We start from the raw sequence: 20,967 nt of genomic DNA, 5'->3' as shown, positions 1-20,967 counted from the left end.
TTCGGTTGCGGTGAATCAAACTGCGTGTGCGTTTTCATGACCGTGACCGTGCGCGGGTTCCGGCGCGGCGGGCACGAAGCGGTATTCGGCGTCCTGGTCGAGCACGCGCTTGGCGCGCGCCCGGTCGATGTCTTTCTCCCACACCGCGACGACCACCGTCGCCACGCAGTTGCCGATCAGATTGGTCACGGCCCGTGCGATGCCGACGAACCAGTCGACCGGCAGAATCAGCACGAGGCCGAGCACGGGAATCGCGGGAATCGCGGAGAGCGTCGCGGCCAGGATCACGATGGCCGAGCCGGGAATGCCGTGCGCGCCTTTCGAGGTCACCAGCGACACGAGCACGACGACGATCAGGTCATGCAGCGACAGCGGCGTGTTGGTTGCCTGCGCGATGAAGATCACCGCGAGCGTGAGATAGATCGAGAAGCCGTCGAGGTTGAACGAGTAGCCTGTCGGGATCACGAGACCGACGGTCGAATCCTTCACGCCCATCCATTCGAGCTTGCGCATAATCTGCGGCAGCACGGCGTCCGATGAAGCCGTGCCGAGCACGATCGAGAGTTCTTCACGCAGATAGCGAATGAGCTTGAAGATCGAGAAGCCCGCGAGGCGCATCACCACACCGAGCACGACGAACACGAACAGGAAGCAGCTCGCGTAGAACACGATCACGAGCAGGCCCAGTTGCTTGAGCGACGCGACGCCGTACTGGCCGGTCGTGAACGCGATCGCGCCGAGCACGCCGAGCGGCGCCAGCTTGATGATGAACGCCATGATGCGGAAGAACACGTTCGACAGTTCGTCGATGAAAACCGTCACGCGTTGCGCCTTGTCGCCGAGCATCGAGAGCGCCGCGCCGAACAGGATGGCGAACACGAGCACTTGCAGGATGTCGCCCTTGGCGAAGGCATCGATCGCGGTGTCGGGGATGATCTTCAGCAGGAAACCCGCGGTGTCCTTGAGGCTCTTCGCGTGCTCCGTGTACGTGGCCAGCGACGCCGCGTTGAGCGTATGCAGATCGATATTCATGCCGACGCCCGGACGCGTCACCCACGCGAGAATCGCACCGATCACGAGCGCGATGGTCGTCATGATCTCGAAGTAGATGACCGCCTTCAGTCCGACGCGCCCGACCTTCTTCAGATCGCCCGCGCTCGCCATGCCGCTCACGACGACGCAGAACACGATCGGCCCGATCACCATCTTGATGAGCTTCAGAAAGCCGTCGCCCAAGGGCCGCAACGATTGGCCGAACTGCGGAAACAGCGCACCCACCACGATGCCGATAACCAGCGCAATCATTACCCTGCCGAACAGCGAATTTAGAAATCTCGACACGACCGTCTCCTCGTGTAATGTCTCAGGACCTGAGCAACTGTTCCGACTGGTCGGACCAGTGCTGTGATGTGGAATATTAGAAAGCCGATATATCCCCGTCAAGGAAGCATTCGTAGCGGTATACCCTGTTCGATCCGGGCACGAAAACGGCCGCGAAACGGTCGTTCACACGCGCGCGCGGCACGCGCATACAATGGCGGTCAGACCGGCCAATACTGTTTTCCTCTTATGAAAAACGTCCCGCATACCGTGACCGACGCCGCGATCGCGACCATTCGCGCGCGCATCGAATCGAGCGTGTACCCGGTCGGGAGCTTGCTGCCGGCGCAACGGCAACTATCCGAGGAACTGTCGATCAGCAGGGCGTCGTTGCGCGAAGCGCTCTCGACGCTAGAAGCGCTCGGCATGCTGCACATACGGCCGGGCAAGGGCGTGTATGTCAACAACGCGCAGGCGAGCACCGCGCATCCGTGGCGCTTTGCGGATCAGGCATCGCTGCCCGACACGTATCAGATGCGCTTCGCGCTGGAAGGATTCGTCGCGCGGCTCGCGGCGCATTCGATCGGCGATTCGGACATCGACTGGCTCGACGACAATCTCGATTCGCTGCACGCGGCGCTAACGGAATCGGCGCTCGAGGAAGCCGCGCAACTGGACTTCGCGTTCCACATGCGCATCGTGAGCCTCGCGGGGAACGCGGCGATCGAATCGATCCTGCGCGGCAGCGCCGACATCATGAAGGAGAGCCAGCGCCTGCCGTTTTATCGGCGCGAACTGGTGCTGTCGACGTATCACGAGCACGCGATCATCATCGAAGCGTTGAAGGCGCGCGACGGAGAGAAGGCCGGCCGCGCAATCGAAGGGCACATCGTCAATGCGGCGCAGCGCGCGGGCGTGCATTTTCCGGTGCCGAACAGATAAAGCACGGCACTTCCCGATGGGTTCGCGGTCTCAGCAAGGGCCGTGCGTGATGGAGGTTTCTATCCGCTTGCGCTGCCCTGCAATTGGCGAACATCAAGAGGAGCAGCGTCGATGGACATGCAACAACTCGTTTCAGAATTTCTATCGTCGGAGCACGGCGCGCAGGCCACACAAGCGCTGACCGATCAGGGCTTCAGTCCAGAAGATAGCCAGCAAATGCTCGGCACCGCAGCGGAAACCGCGCATGCGCATGCCGAAGAGCAGAATCAGGGCTTGCTCGGCGATCATCCGGGCAAAAGCTTTTTCGCCGCGTTCGCCGCAGGGCTCGTGCGGGGCGACGGCTTTCTGAAATCGATGGAAGAAGGTGGCGAGGGCGTGCTCACGGGTCGCATCGCCGAATCGATCGCGGCGCGCATGGGAATCGATCCCGGCACGGCATCGACGGTTGCGGCAGCGGCGACGCCGTATGTCGTGTCGTTCCTTCGGGAAAAACTGGCGTAACGCAAACTGACGCAGCAAAAAACAAAGCCGCTCCGAGAGCGGCTTTGTCGTTTCAGCGGGCTGAAACCTGCGTCGCCTTACTTGGCGTTGGCGAGCGCGACAGCCGTATCCAGCATGCGGTTCGAGAAGCCCCACTCGTTGTCGTACCAGCTCGACACCTTCACGAGACGGCCCGAGACCTTCGTGAGCGTGGAGTCGAACGTCGACGAAGCCGGGTTGTGGTTGTAGTCGATCGACACGAGCGGCGCATCGTTGTAGCCGAGCACGCCCTTCAGCGCGCCTTCCGACGCTTCCTTCATGATCTTGTTGACTTCCTCGACCGTCGTGTCGCGCGCGGCGATGAACGACAGATCGACCACCGACACGTTGATCGTCGGAACGCGGATCGCGTAGCCATCCAGCTTGCCGTTCAATTCCGGCAGCACGAGGCCGACCGCGGAAGCCGCGCCCGTCTTCGTCGGAATCTGGCTATGCGTGGCCGAGCGCGCGCGGCGCAGGTCTTCGTGATACACGTCCGTCAGAACCTGATCGTTCGTGTAGGCGTGGATCGTGGTCATCAGGCCATTCACCAGACCGATCTTGTCGTTCAGCGGCTTGACCAAGGGAGCCAAGCAGTTCGTCGTGCACGATGCGTTCGAGATGACCGTATCGGAAGCCTTCAGCACGTTGTGGTTCACGCCGTACACGATGGTCGCGTCCACATCCTTGCCGCCCGGCGCCGAGATGATGACCTTCTTCGCGCCGCCCTTGATGTGCGCGCTCGCCTTCTCCTTCGTCGTGAAGAAGCCCGTGCACTCCATCACCACGTCGACCTTCAGCTCGCCCCACGGCAGTTCCGCCGGGTTGCGGTTCGCCAGCACGCGGATCTTGTCGCCATTGACGACGAGGTAATCGCCGTCCACCGACACTTCGCCCGGGAACTTGCCGTGCGCCGTGTCGTATTGCGTCAGGTGCGCGTTGGTCTTGGCATCGCCCAAGTCGTTGATGGCGACGATCTCGATGTCATGCTTCTTGCCGTTCTCATAGAGGGCGCGCAGCGTGTTGCGGCCGATACGGCCGTAGCCGTTGATTGCAACGCGAATCGTCATGGTCTATCTCCTTGGCTTAAAAAAACCTTGCTTCGCTGAGATCGATGCTTACGCGGCGAGAACGGCCTTTGCCGTCTTGACCACGTTCTCCACCGTGAAGCCGAAATGTTTGAACAGCGCACCCGCCGGGGCCGACTCGCCGAACGTGTCGATGCCGACCACGCCACCTTCGAGGCCCACGTACTTGCGCCAGAAATCCGTCACGCCCGCCTCGATCGCCACGCGCGCCACGCCCTTCGGCAGCACGCGCTCGCGGTATTCGGCGTCCTGCTTGTCGAACACGTTTGTGCAGGGCATCGATACGATGCGCGCGCCGATGCCTTCCTTCGCCAGCGCCTCGACCGTTTCCATCGCGAGCTGCACTTCCGAGCCGGTCGCGATGAGGATGATCTTGCGCGCGGGGATATCGTCGTTCCAGTCGCGCAGTACGTAGCCGCCCTTCGCGATGTTGGCGATCTGAATGTCGTTGCGCGTCGAGAATTGCAGGTTCTGGCGGCTGAAAATCAGCGTCGACGGACCGTGATGCGCGATTGCATGCGTCCACGCGACGGCCGTTTCGACCGTATCGGCCGGGCGCCACGTCTGCAGATTCGGGATCAGGCGCAGGCTGGACACGTGCTCGATCGACTGATGCGTCGGACCGTCTTCGCCGAGGCCTATGGAATCGTGCGTGTACACGAAGATCGAGCGCGACTTCATCAGCGCGGCGACGCGCAGCGCATTGCGGCTGTAGTCCGAGAACGTCAGGAACGTGCCGCCGAACGGACGATAGCCGCCATGCAGCGCGATGCCGTTGATGGCCGCGCTCATGCCGAACTCGCGCACGCCGTAATTGATGTGATTGCCCCACTGGATGCCCGAAGGATTCGCGTTTTCCGCGTCTCCTGCGGCACGCACCGCTTTGGAAGCCTTCCAGTTGGTGAGGTTCGAGCCGGTCAGGTCGGCCGAGCCGCCGAGCAGTTCCGGCAGCGCTGCCGCGAGACCTTCGATCGTGTTCTGCGACGCCTTGCGAGTCGCGACCGTTTCGCCCTTCTGGTTCGCATCCTCGATGATCTTAGCGGCCGCTTCCGCCCAGTTCGCCGGCAGTTCACCGGTCATGCGGCGCGCGAATTCGGCGCCTTCGCCGGCGTACTTCGCCTTGTATGCGTCGAATGCCTTGTTCCACTCGGCTTCGGCGTGCGTGCCCTGTTCCTTCGCGTCCCACGCCGCATACACTTCCTGCGGAATTTCGAACGGACCATAGTTCCAGCCGATGGCCGCGCGCGTCGCCGCGATTTCCTTGTCGCCGAGCGGCGCGCCGTGCGCGTCGTGGCCGCCCGCCTTCGTCGGCGCGCCCTTGCCGATGACCGTGCGGCAGCAGACCAAAGTGGGCTTGTCCGACTTCTTCGCGCTAGCGATGGCGGCATCGACCGCATCGACGTTGTGACCGTCCACCGCGCGGATCACGTTCCAGCCGTAGGCTTCGAAGCGCTTCGGCGTGTCGTCGTGGAACCAGTGCTCGACGTGACCGTCGATCGAGATGCCGTTGTCGTCGTAAAGCGCGATCAGCTTGTTCAGCTTGAGCGTGCCCGCGAGCGAGCAGGCTTCGTGCGAGATGCCTTCCATCAGGCAGCCGTCGCCGAGGAACACGTATGTGTAATGGTCGACGATCTTCGCGTCAGCCTTGTTGAATTCAGCGGCGAGCAGCGCTTCGGCGAGCGCCATGCCGACCGCATTGCCGACGCCCTGGCCGAGCGGGCCGGTGGTCGTCTCGACGCCGGCCGTCATGCCGTATTCCGGATGGCCCGGCGTCTTCGAATGCAACTGGCGGAAGTTCTTCAGTTCGGCGAGCGGCAGGTCGTAGCCGGTGAGGTGCAGGAGCGAATACAGCAGCATCGAACCGTGACCGTTCGACAGAACGAAACGGTCGCGATCGAACCAGTGCGGGTTCGTCGGGTTGTGCTTCAGATGGCGCGACCACAGCGCGACGCCGATTTCGGCCATGCCCATCGGCATGCCGGGGTGACCGGAATTGGCTTGTTGAACGGCGTCCATGGCGAGCGCACGGATTGCGTTGGCCATGAGGGCGGTCTGGCTGGAGGTCGGGAGCGTCATGTCGAGTCTGGGCAGGTCCTGAAATGATCCGCGGTGCTTCTCTGGCAGTACTTCTCACACGAGCCGGACCCGCAGGACACAACGTTTTCAGGACCGGAACGACGAGAAACGACGAGGATCGGGAGGCCGTCATTCTAACAGACCGGTCCGATTGACACGCGCCTGTAAGGCGCGAGTCCGGTGCGGCCGGACGTCCCGGCGCGCTGGCATGTTCCGTGCAAAACACCGTCGGCGATTTGCGGGGAACCGCTGCGCGTCGCGTGCGTCGCAAGCGAAACCACAGTGTCACGACATCGTGACAACGCGTGACATTACACGGTAACGCGCGCCGCCAACGGACGTTCATCCGGCGAAATCCGTCCAGCGCGCCGACTTTGTGCAAGTTGCCTGCCGCTCCATTGTTCGTACGGCTTCATGGCAAAATGTTTCCCATGTGCAGCAAGGCTTCAAGGAGTGCTTTCGATGACCGACCCTCGCCCCGCCGACGTCCCCTGGCTGACTCCGTATCTCACCGTGCGCGACGCACGCCTGAGCATCGCGTTCTACGAGAAGGCGCTCGGCTTCGCGGTGCGCGACAGCGTGAACGACGACGGCACTGTCATCCATGTCGAGATGACGTATCGCGGGCAGTTGATCGTGATGTTCGCGCCCGAAGGCGCATACGGTTCGCAGGCGCGCACGCCAAAGAGCTCGGGGCAGATGGCGCCGCAGTCGTTCTATCTTTATGTCGATGACGTCGACGCCACTTTTCAGCAGGCGCTCGCCGTCGGCGCGAAGCCGCTCATCGAGCCGCAGGATCAGTTCTGGGGCGACCGTTTCGCCCAGATCGAAGACCCGGACGGCTATCGCTGGGCGATCGCGCGGCATCTGCGCTGAAGCGCCACGTCGCCGGCAGGCGTCACCACTATCCGCGGACAGAACGTTCGCGATCGACCATTCATGCAACGTTTTCATGTCGACGGTCCGCTCTTCGTGGGCCAAATCCTCTCTCTTCCCGATGACGTCGTGCGTCACGTGCAGGTGCTGCGCCTGCAAACCGGCGATCCGGTCACGCTCTTCGACGGCCGCGGCGGTGAATATCGCGGCGAGCTGATCGATATCGCGAAGCGCGCCGCGACCGCGCGCATCGACGAACACAGCGATCGCGAAGCTGAGCCGCCGTATCGCCTGACGCTCGCGCAAGGTATCGCAGGCGGCGACAAGATGGACTGGCTCATCGAGAAGGCGGTGGAACTGGGCGTGGCGGCCATCGCGCCGATCACGGCCGAACGCGGTGTCGTGCGCCTTTCCGGCGAGCGCGCGCTCAAGCGCCAGGCTCACTGGCAGGCGCTTACGCGCGCGGCGTGCGAGCAGTGCGGACGCAACCGCGTGCCCGATGTCGCGCCGCCACGCGATCTCCACGCCTGGCTCGCCGATCTCCCCGCCGCCATCGATGGCGAACTGCGCCTGCTGCTCTCGCCGCGCGCCGACGTGAGCTTCGCCTCGCTGCCGGCCGATGCGCCGCGCGGCCCCGTCACGTTACTGATCGGACCGGAAGCGGGTTTCTCGCCCGGTGAAGAAAGCGCGATCATCGATGCGGGATTTTCCGCGCTCGGACTCGGCCCGCGCGTTCTGCGCACGGAAACGGCGGGCATCGCGGTGCTCGCGGCGCTGGCCGCGCGTTGGGGCGGATGGTGATCCGCCCGGCGCACACAAACGAAAACAGCCCGATGGACGCGCGTCGCCGCGTCCATCGGGCTGTTGCTTGTCTCGACCAGCGCGCTCGCGCCGGCCGCGCTGATCAGACGAACGAGTAGAACACGCGGAAAGCCACTTTCCGTTCGGCCCAGAATTCCGCCGCGTCGCGGAAGACGTCGAGCAGGACTTCGCGGCCTTCCTTATCGAACTTCTGCGCGATAGGCAGTTGTTCGAGCACGATCACGAAACCCGGTTGCGAGCCCGCCTTGTGGACGAGATCGGTGAGGGAATCGTAGAGCGCGTCGTAGTTCTTGCCAAAGTGCTTCGGAAACAGAAACGACGTGGCGATAGTCTCCAGCACTTCCTGCTTGCTCTGAGCCTGCCCGAGATACGCGTAGAGGAAATGCTGGCCGAGGCGGTTCGCCTCGTCCGCGAGATCCTGCACGCGGAACGCGCGAATCGACTGAACGATATTCGGCCTCACCGTGGCGAACATCGTTTCCGGATCCTCGTGCGGATGGCCCTCCTCAGGCCTTGTCTCGTCGTCCGGTCTGTTGTCGTGTTCTGTCATGCGTAGCCGCAGTACTCGCTGAAACAGGTTGCCATCGCCGGTGGCGAAAAGATCACTCGCGACGCTGTGGTCGTGCGCGTAGATGTTGTCGCTCATGCCGTAAATCCTGTAGTTAATCCGCAATCCGTTTGAAAGTGGCGTAGTGGTCGTCTGTGTAGTAGCAGTCATCGACCTGCTTCTTCGGGCCGCCGCACACGATCCGGCGCGCGCCGCGATCCCTCGCGCGAGGCGTGGGAACCGTGTATTCGTGGTAGTAGCCGCGTGGATGCCGCGGAAGCAAACGCTCGCGATTGCCGAACACGACGCCGTCCTTCTCGTAAGGGAATGGGCCACTCGTTTCGATCAGCCGCAAGGTCGCGACCGCCTGCCTCGGCAACTGCGCAATCTGGACGGTGGCCAGTCCGTCACGCTTGCGCTCGCCGGTCGCGTCCGGTTGCCGTACCTGCGCCTCCCGGACCGCCTCTGCCGGCGAAACCGGCGCCGCACTCGTGGACGCAACCGGTTCCTGACCGCCGCTTCGAGGTTCATCCTTGCCGCACGCGCCCAAAAGGACGCTCAGAGCGACGAAAAAGGAGAGTCCTCGCGCGCGTGTCACCAAACGGCTGCCCTCGCGTTGCACCAGAATCCGGCGACCATGAAAGATGTAAGGGTATCGCTAATGACAGGGCGAAGCAACGTTGGGCGGAAAATCGGAATTTTTTTCTCAGTTTGGCGGAAGGCTGCCATTTCCGGTCGACCTGCTATCCGACAATTTAGCCCAAATCTGAGAGATTTTTATCTTAAACAGGATAATAATTTGCTCGTGGGATCTTGAAGCCTCTGGATGAGCCGCCTCACTCATCGCCAGCTTCACGGCATTGCGCTCCGCCGACGATCCTGCGTTTCGCGGGTTAAAGCAGATGCCCCCTTTTGCTTTTTCTCGGGCGTGCCGTGGACACACGGCACGCTTCTTTTTCGCCCAGACAAAAAAAACGCGGCGGGCAAGCCCGCCGCGTTTCATCTCTTACCCAAGCCCCGATCAGCGCGCCGCCGAAGCATCCGCCACCAGCAACGCCGTCATATTGACGATCCGCCGCACGGTCGCCGACGACGTCAGCACGTGAACCGGCTTCGCCGCGCCGAGCAGGATCGGCCCGATCGCGATGCCGCTTCCCGCCGCCGTCTTCAGCAGGTTGTACGAGATGTTCGCCGCGTCGATGTTCGGCAGGATCAGCAGGTTCGCGTCGCCTTCGAGCGTCGATTCGGGCAGCACTTCCTTACGCAGCCGCGCATCGAGCGCGACGTCGCCGTGCATTTCACCATCGACATCCAGATCGGGCGCGCGCTCCTTCAGGATCGCGAGCACGTCGCGCATCTTCTGCGCGGTCGGCGCGTTGCTCGTGCCGAAGTTCGAATGCGACAACAGCGCGATCTTCGGCACGATGCCGAAGCGCTTCACTTCTTCCGCCGCAAGCATCGTGATTTCGGCGAGCTGCTCGGGCGTCGGATCGACGTTCACGTGCGTGTCGACCAGGAAAATCTGGCGGCCCGGCAACACCAGCGCGTTCATCGCCGCGTAGACCTTCGCGCCTTCCTTCTTGCCGATGACCTGATCGATGAAGTGCAGATGGCGATGCGTCGTGCTCACCGTGCCGCAGATCATGCCGTCGGCTTCGCCCTTTTGCACCAGCATCGCGCCGATGAGCGTCGTGCGGCGGCGCATTTCGAGCTTCGCCATCTGCTGGCTGATGCCCTTTCGCGCCATCATCTTCGCGTACGACTGCCAGAAGTCGCGGTAACGCTCGTCGTGATCCGTATCGACGACCGAGAAATCGACGCCCGGCGCAAGACGCAGCCCGAACTTCTGGATGCGCTGCTCGATGACCGCCGGCCGGCCGATGAGTATCGGCTTGGCGATCTTTTCATCGACGGCGATCTGCACCGCGCGCAGCACGCGCTCCTCCTCGCCTTCCGCGAACACGATGCGCTTCTTCTCCGACTCCACGCTGCGCGCGAGCTGGAACACGGGCTTCATCGTCGTGCCGCTGTGATAGACGAACTGCTGCAGATGCTGCTCGTAGGCTTCCATGTCCTCGATGGGACGCGTCGCCACGCCGCAATCCATCGCGGCCTTCGCCACCGCCGGCGCGATCTTCACGATGAGGCGCGGATCGAAAGGCTTCGGAATCAAATATTCCGGACCGAACGACAAATCCTGAATGCCATAAGCGGTCGCGACGATATCGCTCTGCTCCTGACGCGCGAGCTCCGCGATCGCGTTCACCGCCGCGATTTCCATTTCCTTCGTGATCACGGTCGCGCCGACATCGAGCGCGCCGCGGAAGATGAACGGGAAGCACAGCACGTTGTTGACCTGGTTCGGATAATCCGTGCGGCCGGTGGCCAGCACCGCGTCCGGCCGAACTTCGAGCGCAAGCTCCGGCAGGATTTCAGGCGTCGGATTCGCGAGCGCGAGAATCAGCGGCTTCGCGGCCATCTGCTTGACCATGTCCTGCTTGAGCACGCCGCCAGCCGAGAGACCGAGGAACACGTCCGCGCCTTCCATCACTTCGGCGAGCGTGCGCGCGCTGGTTTCGCGGGCGAACAGTTCCTTGTCCGGATCCATGAGTTCGGCACGGCCCTTGTAGACCACGCCGGCGAGATCCGTCACGTAGATGTTCTCGCGCTTCATGCCGAGATCGACGAGCAGATTCAGGCAGGCCAGCGCCGCCGCGCCCGCGCCCGAGGCGACGAGCTTCACTTCGCCGATGTTCTTGCCGACCACCTTCAGACCATTGGTGACCGCCGCTGCGACGACGATCGCGGTGCCGTGCTGGTCGTCGTGGAACACGGGAATCTTCATGCGCTTGCGGCATTCCCGCTCGACGATGAAGCAGTCCGGCGCCTTGATGTCTTCCAGATTGATGCCGCCGAAGGTCGGTTCGAGCGCGGCGATCACATCGACGAGCTTGTGCGGATCGCTTTCGTTCAGCTCGATATCGAACACGTCGATGCCCGCGAACTTCTTGAAGAGCACGGCTTTGCCTTCCATCACCGGCTTCGACGCGAGCGGCCCGATGTTGCCGAGACCCAGCACGGCCGTGCCGTTCGACACGACGCCCACGAGGTTACTGCGCGCGGTGAAACGCGCGGCGTTCAGCGGATCTTCAACGATCGCTTCACACGCGAACGCGACGCCCGGCGAATAGGCCAGCGCGAGGTCGCGCTGGTTGATCATCTGCTTGGTGGGCGCGATCGCGATCTTTCCGGGGACCGGGAATTCGTGATAGTCGAGTGCAGCTTCGCGCAACTTGGTATTGGCGTCAGTCGTCATAAGGCGGGCTAGCAGTGCGGGATTTAGAATGGAAGTTCGAACGCATTGTAGCGCCATTCAGAGACGGTTTCGGACCGCGCTCCATGCATTTCGGCTACAAGTGCCATGACCGGAAAAGGTCTGATCGCCTCGTGGGGCAAGGCTCGCGGCACATCGTTCGATTTTTTCGAGATGCGGGACGGAGGCTTTCGGGCTTTCCTGCACGTCCCGCGCTTTTCTCTTGCAGCGCACAAAAAACCTATCCATCGCCGACGATGCTCTCCGAGTTTTCACTGATCGACCGATTCTTCGCACGCCGCGCGACGGCGCCCTCGCCACGTCATGACGACGAGGCCGCGACGCCGCTCGGCATCGGCGACGACTGCGCGCTCATCGCGCCGCCCGCCGGCCATCAGCTCGCCATTTCGACGGACATGCTGGTCGAAGGCCGCCACTTCTTCGCCGATGTCGATCCATACGCGCTCGGCCACAAGGCGCTCGCGGTGAATCTGTCGGACCTCGCCGCGATGGGCGCGAAGCCGCACGCGTTCACGCTCGCGCTCGCGTTGCCGCGCGCCGATGAAGCATGGCTCGAAGCGTTCAGCAACGGCCTCTTCGCGCTCGCGGAGCGTCACGATTGCGCGCTCATCGGCGGCGATACGACGAGCGGCCCGCTCAACCTCTGCATCACTGTGTTCGGCGACGTGCCACATGGCGCGGCATTGCGCCGCGACGCCGCACGGCCCGGCGACGACATCTGGGTATCGGGCACATTGGGCGATGCGCGCGCGGGACTCGGCGCGATACGCGGCGAATGGCGCGCGCCCGACGACGACGCCGCCGCGAACTGGAAGCGCGCGCTGGAGCGGCCCGAGCCGCGCGTCGCGCTGGGCCTCGCGTTGCGCGGCGTGGCGCACGCGGCGCTCGATATCTCCGATGGCCTCGCCGGCGATCTCATGCACATCCTGAAGCGCTCGGGCGTTCGCGCCGTCGTCGATGCCGATGCCGTGCCGTGCTCGGACGCCGTGCGCGCGCTGCCCGACGCCGCGCGCCGCGCCTGCACGCTCGCGGGCGGCGACGACTACGAGCTCTGCTTCACCGCGCCCGCCGATGCGCGCGACACGCTCGCGAATATCGCGACGAGCGTGAAAGTGCCGCTGACCCGCATCGGTACAATCGAATCATCCGGTGCGCCGGGTATCGCGTCTATCGCCTGGCGCGATGCCTCGGGCGCCCCGCTCTCTCTGACGTTGCAAGGCTTCGATCATTTTCATGCAGACTGACCCGACACTCGCGGGCGAATCGAACGATTCGCGCAACCCGCCGCGCGCCGCGCCGCGCAAGGCGAGCGCGCGCTTCATGCTCACCCATCCGCTTCATATTCTTTCGCTCGGCTTCGGCAGCGGCCTGTCTCCCATCGCGCCCGGCACGGTCGGCACGCTGTTCGCGTGGGTGTCGTTCGTCGTGTTCAATCCGCATCTGACGGTCGCCGAGTGGGGCGCGCTGATCGTCGCCGGTTTCATTGCCGGATGCTGGTTCACCGGCTTCACCGCGAAGAAGATGGGGATCGCGGACCCGTCGCCGGTGGTGTGGGATGAGATTGTCGCGTTCTGGCTCGTGCTGCTGCTCGTCACGCCCGCGACCTTCACCGGTCAGTTGTGGGCGTTCATCGTGTTCCGTTTCTTCGACATGGTGAAGCCGCCGCCCATCCGCTATTTCGATCGCCATTTGAAAGGCGGTTTCGGCATCATGTTCGATGACCTCGTCGCGGCGTTCTTCACGCTGCTCGTGATCGCGCTCTGGCGCATGACCGCCTGATATTTCAATTTTTCGAGAAGACGCCATGCCAACCGACACCGTCGTTCACCAACTTGCGATTCGCGTCGGCAACAAGCTGCGCGACGAACGGCTGATGCTCGCCACCGCCGAGTCGTGCACGGGCGGCATGGTCGCGACCGCCATCACCGATATTTCCGGCAGCAGCGCGTGGTTCGAGCGCGGCTTCGTCACCTATTCGAATCTCGCGAAGGTCGAGATGATCGGCGTGCCGGCCGCGTTGATCGAGCAGCACGGCGCGGTGAGCGAGCCCGTCGCGAAAGCGATGGCCGAAGGCGCGCTGCGCAACAGCCGCGCGCAGGTGTCGGTCGCGATCACCGGCGTCGCGGGTCCGGCGGGAGGAAGCGAAGCGAAGCCGGTGGGCACGGTGTCGTTCGCGTGGAGCAACCGGCTGGACACCGGCGTCGAAACGCAACTGTTCAAGGGCGATCGCGAACAGGTGCGCGCGCAGGCGGCGGCGCATGCGCTGCGCAAGCTGCTGGAGTTTCTGGATCGGAACGAACGGTGAAACGCAGCGACATCGCATGACAGAATCAAACAGCGAGATGGCCGATCCGGCCACATACACCAGAGATCAGGTGGCCCGCTGGATGGGCCCGAAGACCATCGGCAAGGCGCTCGGCTATGTCCGCGATGTCGGCGATATCGTCTTGATGGGGAACGTCCTGCAAGCGGAAGTACAGGGGACGCAACCGGAGCCGTACCAGGTAGAGATCGAATTGAGGAAGAGCCGGCCGTACGGCTACTGCTCCTGCCCGGTCGGATACGAGTGCAAGCATATCGCGGCGACGTTGCTCGCCTGGCTGGAGCGAAAGGAAGCCGCTGAGCGAAGCGGCTTGAGTCCGGGCGTCGAGCGGTGGCTGTCGGGCGTTCGCGCCAAGGTCGAGGCGACGCGGCTGGCGCAGGCGAAAGCGGCGCGGCCCGCAACCGGCGCGGTGTATCAGATTGTCTACGCGCTCGTGCCGTCCCTGCGCGGTAGCTTCGGTTTCGAACTGGTGACGCTCAAGGCGCGGCTCAACGTCAATGGTGAGATTCGCGCGACAGAAAACTGGTACCCGAACTACGCCGCCTGGAAAAGCCCGCCGAAATTCGTGAACGCGGAAGACGAAGCGATCATTCGCGCGCTCAGAACCGAGCGCGGCTTTTCGAGCAACTGCTACGAACTACTCGGGAAGCGCGGCGCGGTGGTCTGGCAGATGATGCTCGCGACGGGCCGTCTCTACTTCGAGCCGAACGCGAATGCCCTGCAGTTGAAACAGCCCTTGCGCGAAGGCGCGCGCCGCCGCGGGACCGTCGAATGGATTCCGCGCCACGACGACATGATTTTCGCGGCGCTCGAAACCGAGCCGGAAGGCGGCATCGTGCTGCCGACCGAACCGCCGTGGTATTTCGACGGCATCGCGAAGGAAAGCGGAATCGTCGAAACGCAGATTCCCGATGAACTGCTCGCCGACTATATGGCGATGCCGATGCTGACGCTCGAGGAAGCGAACATCGTGCGCGCGACCCTCGCCGAATTCGCACCTGAGCTGCCCGCGCCGCCCGGCGACGGCGACACGGGAACCCGCATGATCGACGTCGCGCCGGTGCCCGTGCTCACGCTCGACACGCTTCTGCTCGACGCGCCTCGCAAGCTGAACGCGCCGCCGGCGGAACTCGACATCGCCCGACTGGATTTCGACTACGACGGCATCACGATTTCGGCGGACAGTTCCGAGACGATCCTGAGGCTGCCGGACGGCCAGCGCGTTCACGTCGCGCGCCGGGACGATTTCGAGAACGCGTGCTGGAATCGTCTGGCCAAGGCCGGGCTGAAGTCCATTGGTGGCGTGCAAGACCTTCACGACGATTCGCCCGACGCTGGCGGCTTCATCATGCCCGCGCGCGACGCATGGACCGCGTTTGTCGCTGAACAGTTGCCTGCGATGCGCAAGGCGGGCTGGCGCGTCGTCATCGTGCCGAATTCGCGTTTCGATGTCGTCGAGATCGACGAGATCGAGGCGGCCGCGCGCGCCGCCGAGAACGGCTGGTTCGATCTCGAACTGGGCATCATGGTCGAGGCGGAACGCGTTCGGCTCGAACCGCTTCTCGCGGAACTCTTCGCCCGCGACCGCCGCTGGCTCGGCGGCGCGATCGACAAGATCGACGATGCGCATGCCGTCGAATTCCGCACGCACGCGGGCAGGCGCTTCAGCGTGCGCGCCGCGCGGATCAAGCCGCTCGTGCGCGCGCTGATCGATCTGTTCGACCGCGCCGACTTCAACGCGGATACGCCGTTGCGTATCTCGGCGCTCGAAGCCGGCCGTCTCACCGACGCCGATGAAAAAGTGCGCTGGCAATTCGACGGCGACGCATCGATGGTCGGACTCGTGCAACGGCTGCGCAAAGCCGCTGGCCCGCGCCGGATCGACGTGCCGCGCGGCCTGCAAGCGACGCTGCGCGATTATCAGCGCGAGGGCGTCGACTGGATGCAGTTCCTGCGCGAGCACGAACTCGCCGGCGTGCTCGCCGACGACATGGGCCTCGGCAAGACGGTGCAGACGCTCGCGCATATCCTCGTCGAAAAGGAAGCCGGCCGGCTTACGCAGCCGGCGCTGATCGTCGTCCCGACCACGCTCGTCAACAACTGGCAAGAAGAAGCGCGGCGTTTCGCGCCCGGACTCAAAGTGCTCGATCTGCATGGGCCGCAGCGGCACGAACGCTTCGCGGGCATCGCGGAGCACGATCTCATCGTCACGACGTATCCGCTCGTGTGGCGCGATCACGAGGCGCTGTCCGCGCACGACTATCACCTGTTGATACTCGACGAAGCGCAGTACGTGAAGAACGCTTCGAGCAAGGCGGCGGGCGTGATCCGCACATTGCGCGCGCGGCATCGCCTGTGTCTTACCGGCACGCCGCTCGAAAATCATCTGGGCGAGCTCTGGTCGCAATTCGATTTCCTGCTGCCCGGTTTTCTCGGCACGCAAAAGGACTTCGCGGCCCGCTGGCGCAAACCGATCGAGAAGTACAACGACCCGACGCGCCGCGACCTGCTCGCGCGCCGGATTCGCCCCTTCGTACTTCGTCGCCGCAAGGACGATGTCGCCACCGAACTGCCGCCGAAGACCACGATCGTGCGCAGCGTCGAACTGGAAGGCGCGCAGCGCGATCTCTACGAGATCGTGCGCGCGGCGATGCAGAAGAAAGTGCGGGACGCCATCGAGAAGCAGGGTTTCGCGCGCAGCCATATCCTGATGCTCGACGCGCTCCTGAAACTGCGGCAAGTGTGCTGCGATCCGTCGCTCGTCAAGCTGCCGGGCGCGAAGAAGACGCAGGAATCGGCCAAGCTCGCGCTGTTGCTCGAGATGCTGCCGAATCTCATCGAGGAAGGCCGGCGCGTGCTCGTGTTCTCGCAATTCACGGGCATGCTCGCGATCATCGCCACGGCGCTCGATGAAGCCGGGCTCACGTACGTCACGCTGACCGGCGAGACCGCCGATCGCAAGACGCCCGTGCAGCGCTTTCAGGCGGGCGAGGCGCCGATTTTCCTGATCAGCCTGAAGGCAGGCGGCGTCGGACTGAACCTGACCGCCGCCGATACCGTCATCCACTACGATCCGTGGTGGAATCCCGCCGCCGAGAATCAGGCGACGGATCGCGCGCATCGCATCGGGCAGGACAAGCCGGTGTTCGTGTACAAGCTCGTCGCGACCGGCAGCATCGAAGAAAAGATACTGTCGATGCAGGAGCGCAAGGCAGCGCTCGCGGCGGGCATCCTGTCCGAGGACGCGCGCGCCGTGGAGAAGTTTTCCGCCGAGGACATCGACGCGCTGCTCGCGCCGATTCCCGATGCCTGAACCGCGCGCTCAGCGGTAGGCGTTGATCGTGTCGCGTGTCTTCTTCGCCCCTTCGGCGGCGGCTTGCGCGAAGTCGTCGCCCTTGCCTGCGTAGATGATCGCGCGCGACGAGTTGATCAGCATGCCCGCGCCGCTCGCGGTGCGGCCCGCGCGCACGGTCGCCTCGACATCGCCGCCTTGCGCGCCGATGCCCGGAATCAGCAAGGGCATATCGCCGACGATCCCGCGCACCGTTTCGATTTCCTTCGGAAACGTCGCGCCGACGACCAGCCCGAGCTGGCCGCTCGCGTTCCACTTTTCCGCCGCGAGCGTCGCGACGACCTGATACAGCGGCTTGCCATCGGTGGTGAGGAATTGAAGATCCGAGCCGCCTGGATTCGACGTGCGGCACAGCACGATCACGCCGCGGCCTTCATGCGCGAGATACGGCTCGATCGAATCGAAGCCCATATACGGATTGACGGTCACGGCATCCGCGTCGTAGCGCTCGAACGCTTCCTTCGCGTACTGCTCGGCCGTGCTGCCGATGTCGCCGCGCTTCGCGTCCAGAATCACCGGAATGCCGGCGTGGTTCTCGTGGATATGCGCGATCAGCGCTTCGAGCTGATCTTCCGCGCGATGTGCCGCGAAGTACGCGATCTGCGGCTTGAACGACGACGCATACGGCGCGGTCGCATCGACGATGGTCTTGCAGAACTCGAAGATCGCATCGGCGCGTCCGTTCAGGGCGCCAGGGAATTTGGCGGGTTCCGGGTCGAGGCCGACGCAAAGAAGCGATTGCGTCCGCGACCACGCGGCGTTGAGGGTCTGGATGAAGGACATGGCGGGATTTCGTTGAACGTCGATGCCACGCATTTTAACGTGCGCGGCATCGCTTCCCTTTCGCGATCAGCGCGCAGCGTCCCGCGCCCGCGCCTTGGCTCCGGCTCGCGTGCGCGGCCTCGAGCGCCGCGCCGCTTCCCCGGTGCGCTCGACGGTGAACCGAAACTCGCGCGACAGCCGCTCGCCCGGTTCGAGCACGGTCATCCCGTGTGCCTCGCCGCCGCCGGGCAGATTCACCGCGTTGATCGGATGATCGACCGGCTCGAAGCAGAAAAAGCTCTCGCCGGGCGGCGCGTACAGCACGTAGTAATCGGTGTCGGCGGCGATCGTGAGCGACAGGCGGCGCTTCGGCCACAGCACGCTCGTGCGGCCGCTCCAGCCGGTGAACGCGTTGTTGACCATCTCCGATGGCATCGGATACGCAACGCCGAATTGCCACGCGGGCGGCGCGGGCACGTGGCGCACCGGCAGCCAGTCGTCGCCGCAGAGCCACACGCCGCCCGCCGCCGCGGACAACTCCGTGTCCGCCTCGCGCATCAGGAATGGATGCAGCCCGAGGCCGAACGGCAGCGCTTCGTCGCCGGTATTTTCCACGTCGAGCGTCACGGCGAGCGTGGCTTCGTCGAGCGTGTAAGTCTGTGAGGCGCGAAAGGCATACGGCTTGCCGTCGCTGCGATCGAGCGTGAGACGCACGCGCGCGGACGCTTCCTCCGCGACTTCCCACGCGCCGAGCCAGCCATCGCCATGTAACGGCAGCGGTTCGCCGGCGCGGTTGCACGGCACGTCGATCGATCGTCCCGAAAACTGAAAGTGCCCGTTGCCGATACGGTTCGAGTACGGCAGAAGCGGATAGCACGCGAGCTGATTCGGGTCCGTGTCCGGACCGGGATCGACGCACGGCCGGAAGATCGGCACCAGCGTGCCCTGATGGCGCCAGTCGAAACGCGTGATCCCGCCGCCGAGCGACGGCGCGAGTTCGAGCCGCAGATGCGCGTTGGCGAGCGTGATGCAGCCATCGACATCGCGGCCGCCCATTGCGACCATCGCGGTGCCGGGGCCGGGGCGGATCGGTGGTTCGGTTGCGGCGGCGAGCCTCGAACGCCGTGCGTTCGCCTGTGCCTTGGACTTCGATGCAGGATTCGGTCTTTGCTCTGTGCGCGCAACAGCCATGACTCGTGCTCCATCGAGAGGCGAAGAACCCGGCGTGGCCGGGGTGTGCCGGGCGGCGCGTCGGTCGCGCGCCGCCTCGCTATTTTTCGTTACGCCTTGCCTGCAAATACTGCTTCGGCGATGCCGCGCGCGCCGGGTGTCGCGACGAACACGCCGCCTGCGTGCGCATCGCTTTTCAGCGCGTCATCGGCGAGTCCGATGCGCGCGCTCGTGATAAACAGCGTGCCGAAGTCCGCGCCGCCGAACGCGGCGCAACTCGGCTGCGCGGTCGGCACATCGATGCGCGCGGTCTCGCGGCCATCGGGTCCATAGCGCACGACGCGCGCGCCGCCCCACTGCGCGTTCCACAGACCGCCATCGGCATCGACGATCGAGCCGTCGGGCACGCCAGTGGCATCCGTCAGTTCGACGAACACGCGATCGTTCGCGAACGTCGGATAGTCGCAGACGCGAATCTGGCGCGTCGGCGAATCGCAGTAGTACATCGTCGCGCCGTCGGGCGAAAAGCCGATGCTGTTCGAAATCGCGCAATTGCCGAGCGGCAGGCGCTCCAGCGACAGATCCCGGTTCAGCCGATAAAACCCGCCGATCGCCTGCGCATCGTCGATATCGTGCTTCGTGCCGAACACGAAGCGCCCTTCGCGGTCGCAGCGGCCATCGTTGAGACGCGTCGGCAGATCGGCTTCGACTTCCATGAAGGTGTCGATGTTACCCGTCGCGATCTCGTAGAACGCGAGCCGCGACGCGAGGCCGAGCAGTAGAAAACGCGCATCGGCGCAGGGCGTGAAGCAGCCGAGCCGCTCGGGCATCGCGAACGATTCGCTCGCGCCGTCGCGCGGATCGTAGCGCCACAGCTTCTCGCCTTCGATATCGGTCCACCAGAACGTGTCGCTTGCGGCGCACCATGTCGCGCCCTCGCCGAGCGAGCATTGGCTGTCGATCAGAAGCTGCGCGCGAGTCGAGTTCATCAGGCCCATCCTCCGTCGACGACGATGTCTTGCGCCGTCATCATGCTGCTGTCGTCCGAAGCGAGGAAGAGCGCTGCGCGCGCGAGATGCACGGGCAGCAGTTCCCCGCCGATGCACTGGCCCTGCTTGATCGCTTCCTTGCCGGCGTCGTCGAGCCACAGACGTTTTTGCTTCTCGGTCATCACCCAGCCCGGCACGAGCGTATTGACGCGGATGCCGAACTTGCCGAGATCGCGCGCGAGGCCGCGCGTCATGCCCTGCACCGCCGATTTCGACGTCGTGTAGACGGGAAAGTTGCCTTGCTTGAGCATCCAGCTGATCGAACCGAGATTGATGATGGAGCCGCCGCCGAGGTGCTTCATGTCTTCGATCACGGCCTGAGCTGCGAAGAACTGATGGCGGATGTTGACCGCGATGGCTGCATCGTACGATTCGGGCGTGACGTCCTCGATAGCATGGCGCTTGTCGTTGGCGGCGTTGTTGACTAGCACGCCGATTGGGCCGAAAGCTGCGCGGACGTCCGCGATGCCTTTTCGCAAGGCGTCGATGTCCGTCAGATCGACGCGCAGGAACATCGGGCGGGTCTGGTTTGGTGTCAGGGCTGCGCCCAGGCGGTCGGCCAGCGCTTCGCCCGCGTCAGTGTCGATGTCGAAGAAGGCGACTTTCGCGCCCTGATCGAAGAAATGTTCGACGAAGCCCTCGCCGATGCCGGTTGCGCCGCCCGTTATCAGGACTGTTTTGCCTTCCAGGCTTGGGTATCTTGCTAATGATTTGTCGATGGGGGGCATTTGGGGTTCGTCTCTTTGCTTGCGCTTCTGTGGAGTCCTGCGTTCGTGTCGGTCTATTT

The 20,967-nt window shown here is 64.1% G+C and carries 18 protein-coding genes; 8 read left to right on the top strand and 10 right to left on the bottom strand.

Features of this window, described 5'->3' with window-relative positions:
* Positions 1 to 15: 15 nt before the first annotated feature.
* Positions 16 to 1,341: a C4-dicarboxylate transporter DctA gene (locus PQR08_RS06625; RefSeq protein WP_187606047.1), complete on the bottom strand. Its 1,326-nt coding sequence runs from the start codon at positions 1,339 to 1,341 to the stop codon at positions 16 to 18.
* 228 nt (positions 1,342 to 1,569) lie between these two features.
* Between PQR08_RS06625 and PQR08_RS06620 the strand changes: the two genes are divergently transcribed.
* Together PQR08_RS06620 and PQR08_RS06615 are read left to right on the top strand one after the other, a co-directional pair.
* The gene (locus tag PQR08_RS06620) at positions 1,570 to 2,262 is read left to right on the top strand and encodes a FadR/GntR family transcriptional regulator (RefSeq protein WP_408161112.1); all 693 of its coding nucleotides are present in this window, start codon (positions 1,570 to 1,572) and stop codon (positions 2,260 to 2,262) included.
* Positions 2,263 to 2,373: 111 nt separating this feature from the next.
* Positions 2,374 to 2,763 (top strand): hypothetical protein, encoded by a 390-nt coding sequence (locus tag PQR08_RS06615; RefSeq protein ID WP_250484128.1) that lies wholly within the window; start codon positions 2,374 to 2,376, stop codon positions 2,761 to 2,763.
* Positions 2,764 to 2,840: 77 nt separating this feature from the next.
* On the opposite strand, the gene gap is transcribed toward PQR08_RS06615, so the two are convergent.
* Together gap and tkt are read right to left on the bottom strand one after the other, a co-directional pair.
* Positions 2,841 to 3,851 (bottom strand): type I glyceraldehyde-3-phosphate dehydrogenase, encoded by a 1,011-nt coding sequence (gene gap / locus PQR08_RS06610; protein ID WP_035507658.1) that lies wholly within the window; start codon positions 3,849 to 3,851, stop codon positions 2,841 to 2,843.
* A 48-nt stretch (positions 3,852 to 3,899) separates the two neighbouring features.
* A complete protein-coding gene (tkt, locus tag PQR08_RS06605) occupies positions 3,900 to 5,945 on the bottom strand; it encodes a transketolase (protein ID WP_408161111.1) in 2,046 nt (681 codons plus the stop codon).
* A 462-nt stretch (positions 5,946 to 6,407) separates the two neighbouring features.
* Here tkt and PQR08_RS06600 point away from each other — a divergent pair, with 462 nt between their 5' ends.
* Both PQR08_RS06600 and PQR08_RS06595 read left to right on the top strand, forming a co-directional pair.
* Positions 6,408 to 6,821, top strand: coding sequence for a VOC family protein (locus PQR08_RS06600; protein WP_187606051.1), 414 nt, complete (start codon positions 6,408 to 6,410; stop codon positions 6,819 to 6,821).
* A 63-nt stretch (positions 6,822 to 6,884) separates the two neighbouring features.
* A complete protein-coding gene (locus PQR08_RS06595; protein WP_408161110.1) occupies positions 6,885 to 7,622 on the top strand; it encodes a 16S rRNA (uracil(1498)-N(3))-methyltransferase in 738 nt (245 codons plus the stop codon).
* Positions 7,623 to 7,725: 103 nt separating this feature from the next.
* Here PQR08_RS06595 and PQR08_RS06590 read toward each other — a convergent pair whose 3' ends face one another.
* The 3 genes from PQR08_RS06590 to PQR08_RS06580 form a co-directional block, all read right to left on the bottom strand.
* Positions 7,726 to 8,289, bottom strand: a complete 564-nt coding sequence (locus PQR08_RS06590) for a barstar family protein (protein ID WP_187606053.1) — start codon at positions 8,287 to 8,289, stop codon at positions 7,726 to 7,728.
* Between the two features lie 16 nt (positions 8,290 to 8,305).
* A complete protein-coding gene (locus PQR08_RS06585; protein ID WP_408161236.1) occupies positions 8,306 to 8,788 on the bottom strand; it encodes a guanyl-specific ribonuclease in 483 nt (160 codons plus the stop codon).
* A 423-nt stretch (positions 8,789 to 9,211) separates the two neighbouring features.
* The gene (locus PQR08_RS06580) at positions 9,212 to 11,506 is read right to left on the bottom strand and encodes an NADP-dependent malic enzyme (protein ID WP_187606055.1); all 2,295 of its coding nucleotides are present in this window, start codon (positions 11,504 to 11,506) and stop codon (positions 9,212 to 9,214) included.
* A gap of 254 nt (positions 11,507 to 11,760) precedes the next feature.
* Between PQR08_RS06580 and thiL the strand changes: the two genes are divergently transcribed.
* From thiL to PQR08_RS06560, 4 genes are read left to right on the top strand one after another with little or no spacing between them, the layout of a single operon-like run.
* Positions 11,761 to 12,768, top strand: coding sequence for a thiamine-phosphate kinase (thiL, locus tag PQR08_RS06575; RefSeq protein WP_408161109.1), 1,008 nt, complete (start codon positions 11,761 to 11,763; stop codon positions 12,766 to 12,768).
* Positions 12,758 to 13,303 carry a phosphatidylglycerophosphatase A family protein gene (locus tag PQR08_RS06570; RefSeq protein WP_187606057.1) on the top strand — a complete coding sequence of 182 codons (546 nt, stop codon included), beginning with the start codon at positions 12,758 to 12,760 and terminating at the stop codon, positions 13,301 to 13,303. The genes thiL and PQR08_RS06570 overlap by 11 nt, the downstream gene beginning before the upstream one ends.
* 25 nt (positions 13,304 to 13,328) lie before the next feature.
* Positions 13,329 to 13,829: a CinA family protein gene (locus PQR08_RS06565; RefSeq protein WP_187606058.1), complete on the top strand. Its 501-nt coding sequence runs from the start codon at positions 13,329 to 13,331 to the stop codon at positions 13,827 to 13,829.
* 16 nt (positions 13,830 to 13,845) lie between these two features.
* Positions 13,846 to 17,160 (top strand): DEAD/DEAH box helicase, encoded by a 3,315-nt coding sequence (locus tag PQR08_RS06560; protein ID WP_408161108.1) that lies wholly within the window; start codon positions 13,846 to 13,848, stop codon positions 17,158 to 17,160.
* 9 nt (positions 17,161 to 17,169) lie between these two features.
* Here the strand turns inward: PQR08_RS06560 and pyrF are convergent, their stop codons facing one another.
* The 4 genes from pyrF to PQR08_RS06540 all read right to left on the bottom strand — a co-directional run bounded on the left by pyrF (position 17,170) and on the right by PQR08_RS06540 (position 20,908).
* Complete coding sequence (gene pyrF / locus PQR08_RS06555) at positions 17,170 to 17,982, bottom strand: orotidine-5'-phosphate decarboxylase (RefSeq protein WP_408161107.1); 813 nt, start codon at positions 17,980 to 17,982, stop codon at positions 17,170 to 17,172.
* A 66-nt stretch (positions 17,983 to 18,048) separates the two neighbouring features.
* Entirely contained in the window at positions 18,049 to 19,152 is a 1,104-nt protein-coding gene (locus PQR08_RS06550; RefSeq protein WP_250484135.1) for an aldose 1-epimerase, read from the bottom strand.
* Positions 19,153 to 19,241: 89 nt separating this feature from the next.
* Positions 19,242 to 20,129, bottom strand: a complete 888-nt coding sequence (locus PQR08_RS06545) for an SMP-30/gluconolactonase/LRE family protein (protein WP_408161106.1) — start codon at positions 20,127 to 20,129, stop codon at positions 19,242 to 19,244.
* Positions 20,120 to 20,908 (bottom strand): SDR family NAD(P)-dependent oxidoreductase, encoded by a 789-nt coding sequence (locus PQR08_RS06540; protein ID WP_250484137.1) that lies wholly within the window; start codon positions 20,906 to 20,908, stop codon positions 20,120 to 20,122. The genes PQR08_RS06545 and PQR08_RS06540 overlap by 10 nt, the downstream gene beginning before the upstream one ends.
* Positions 20,909 to 20,967 lie beyond the last annotated feature (59 nt).

The sequence above is a fragment of the Caballeronia jiangsuensis genome (genome assembly GCF_046030135.1).
GTDB classification, from domain to species: domain Bacteria; phylum Pseudomonadota; class Gammaproteobacteria; order Burkholderiales; family Burkholderiaceae; genus Caballeronia; species Caballeronia jiangsuensis.
This window is presented reverse-complemented; position numbering and strand designations above follow the sequence as displayed.

Excerpts from the sequence above, each read along its gene's own strand:
- PQR08_RS06565 (WP_187606058.1), top strand. The coding sequence starts at position 13,329 with ATGCCAACCGACACCGTCGTTCACCAACTTGCGATTCGCGTCGGCAAC.
- PQR08_RS06570 (WP_187606057.1), top strand. The coding sequence starts at position 12,758 with ATGCAGACTGACCCGACACTCGCGGGCGAATCGAACGATTCGCGCAAC.
- PQR08_RS06590 (WP_187606053.1), bottom strand. The coding sequence starts at position 8,289 with ATGAGCGACAACATCTACGCGCACGACCACAGCGTCGCGAGTGATCTT.
- tkt (WP_408161111.1), bottom strand. The coding sequence starts at position 5,945 with ATGACGCTCCCGACCTCCAGCCAGACCGCCCTCATGGCCAACGCAATC.
- PQR08_RS06615 (WP_250484128.1), top strand. The coding sequence starts at position 2,374 with ATGGACATGCAACAACTCGTTTCAGAATTTCTATCGTCGGAGCACGGC.
- PQR08_RS06620 (WP_408161112.1), top strand. The coding sequence starts at position 1,570 with ATGAAAAACGTCCCGCATACCGTGACCGACGCCGCGATCGCGACCATT.
- PQR08_RS06550 (WP_250484135.1), bottom strand. The coding sequence starts at position 19,152 with ATGGCTGTTGCGCGCACAGAGCAAAGACCGAATCCTGCATCGAAGTCC.
- PQR08_RS06600 (WP_187606051.1), top strand. The coding sequence starts at position 6,408 with ATGACCGACCCTCGCCCCGCCGACGTCCCCTGGCTGACTCCGTATCTC.
- PQR08_RS06595 (WP_408161110.1), top strand. The coding sequence starts at position 6,885 with ATGCAACGTTTTCATGTCGACGGTCCGCTCTTCGTGGGCCAAATCCTC.
- thiL (WP_408161109.1), top strand. The coding sequence starts at position 11,761 with ATGCTCTCCGAGTTTTCACTGATCGACCGATTCTTCGCACGCCGCGCG.
- pyrF (WP_408161107.1), bottom strand. The coding sequence starts at position 17,982 with ATGTCCTTCATCCAGACCCTCAACGCCGCGTGGTCGCGGACGCAATCG.
- gap (WP_035507658.1), bottom strand. The coding sequence starts at position 3,851 with ATGACGATTCGCGTTGCAATCAACGGCTACGGCCGTATCGGCCGCAAC.
- PQR08_RS06545 (WP_408161106.1), bottom strand. The coding sequence starts at position 20,129 with ATGGGCCTGATGAACTCGACTCGCGCGCAGCTTCTGATCGACAGCCAA.
- PQR08_RS06540 (WP_250484137.1), bottom strand. The coding sequence starts at position 20,908 with ATGCCCCCCATCGACAAATCATTAGCAAGATACCCAAGCCTGGAAGGC.
- PQR08_RS06560 (WP_408161108.1), top strand. The coding sequence starts at position 13,846 with ATGACAGAATCAAACAGCGAGATGGCCGATCCGGCCACATACACCAGA.
- PQR08_RS06580 (WP_187606055.1), bottom strand. The coding sequence starts at position 11,506 with ATGACGACTGACGCCAATACCAAGTTGCGCGAAGCTGCACTCGACTAT.